This is a genomic window from Ancylomarina sp., assembly GCF_041555295.1.
Lineage (GTDB): Bacteria > Bacteroidota > Bacteroidia > Bacteroidales > Marinifilaceae > Ancylomarina.
Map to the genome: position 1 here is coordinate 1 of NZ_JBFFKR010000460.1, position 1756 is coordinate 1756.

At 36.5% G+C, this 1756-nt stretch carries 2 protein-coding genes; both read left to right on the forward strand.

Annotated features, from left to right (window positions below; all coding sequences use genetic code 11):
* Positions 1-1093: ATP-dependent metallopeptidase FtsH/Yme1/Tma family protein (locus tag ABY905_RS17440; RefSeq protein ID WP_372646073.1), on the forward strand; the 1093-nt coding region annotated here is incomplete at its 5' end.
* A gap of 115 nt (positions 1094-1208) precedes the next feature.
* A partial coding sequence (locus tag ABY905_RS17445; RefSeq protein WP_372646075.1) for a phosphatidate cytidylyltransferase occupies positions 1209-1756 on the forward strand: 548 nt, incomplete at its 3' end.

Consider the following 1756-nt stretch of genomic DNA (forward strand, 5'->3'; position numbering starts at 1 on the left):
AGGTAAGAACCCAAATATGGGATCTAACGATGAGCGTGAGAATACATTGAATCAGTTATTGACAGAGATGGATGGTTTTGATACCAACTCGGGTGTTATTATTCTTGCAGCAACTAACCGTGCTGATATTCTTGATAGAGCTTTGATGCGTGCAGGTCGTTTTGATCGTCAGATTCATGTTGAGCTTCCAGATTTAAATGAGCGTGAGGAGATTTTCAATGTTCACCTTCGTCCATTAAAACTTGATGATTCGGTTAAGAGTAAATACTTAGCGAAGCAAACACCTGGTTTCTCTGGAGCTGATATTGCTAATGTTTGTAACGAATCGGCTTTGATTGCGGCTCGTAAAAAGAAGGATGTTATTCAGAAGCAAGATTTCCTTGATGCAGTTGATCGAATCATTGGAGGTTTAGAGAAAAAAAATAAAATTATCTCAGTTAATGAGAAGAAGACCATTGCTTACCATGAAGCTGGTCATGCAACTATTTCTTGGTTGTTAGAATATGCTCATCCTTTGGTGAAAGTAACCATTGTGCCACGTGGAAAAGCTCTTGGTGCGGCTTGGTATTTGCCAGAAGAGAGAAGTATCACAACAAAAGAACAACTGCTTGACGAGATGTGTTCTGCTCTTGGAGGACGCGCAGCTGAAGAATTAACCTTCGGAAAGATTTCTACAGGTGCACAAAATGACCTGGAGAAAGTAACTAAGCAAGCAATGGCTATGGTTTCTATCTTTGGAATGAGTGAGAAAGTTGGTAATGTAAGTTACTACGACTCTTCAGGACAGTCTGATTATGGATTTTCTAAGCCATATAGTGAGAAAACTGCTGAGTTAATTGATCAGGAAGTTAAAGAGCTTATTGATAATTCATATAAAAGAGCTAAGAAAATTCTTAAGGATAATATGGAAGGTCACCAAAAAGTTGGCCAATTGTTATTGGAGCGTGAAGTGATTTTTAGTGAAGATTTAGAGGCTATATTTGGAAAGAGAAATTTTGGTAATGAAGATGTTGAAGAAGCCAAAATAATTCCAACAGAAGTTCCTGAGAAAGAAGAAAGATCAGAAGAAGAGAACAACTCTAAGGCTGTTTAATTCCTTATACCAGATATTTATTAAAGCTAAGTTGTCGATGAGAGTTGATAACTTAGCTATTTTTTGTTTAAATTGGCGGCTTAATTTTGTTGAGTTGTACTAATTCATATTCATAGTGGGGGAATTTATAAAAAGAGCTTTAACAGCATTATTATTCGGAATTATTTTAATTGCAGGGATCAACCTTCATCCTATCGGCTTTATTGCGACCTTCTTGGGAATAGCTCTTTTGGCGAACTATGAATTTTACGGCTTAATAAAAAAGGCCAAAGCATCACCTCAGGTCGGTATAGGACTTTTAGCCGTTGTGTTATTATTTGCTGCGATAACTTCACATATTTACTGTGGTAAAGCAGCCTTGTCTCACTTATTACTTTTACTCGTATTCTTAAGTTTTATTATTGAATTATATCGTAAGAAGGATAATCCTTTTGCTAATATTGCCTATACTTTATTGGGCATTATTTATGTGGCTTTGCCTTTCGCTTTACTGATTTACCTTGTATTTCAGAATGGAGTCACGCAGTTCAGACCTGATATTGTCATGGGTATCTTTATTATGATTTGGGTAAATGATACGGTAGCCTATCTGGTTGGTGTTAATTTTGGGAAGCATAGATTATTCGAGCGTATTTCTCCTAAAAAATCTTGGGAAGGAAGTAT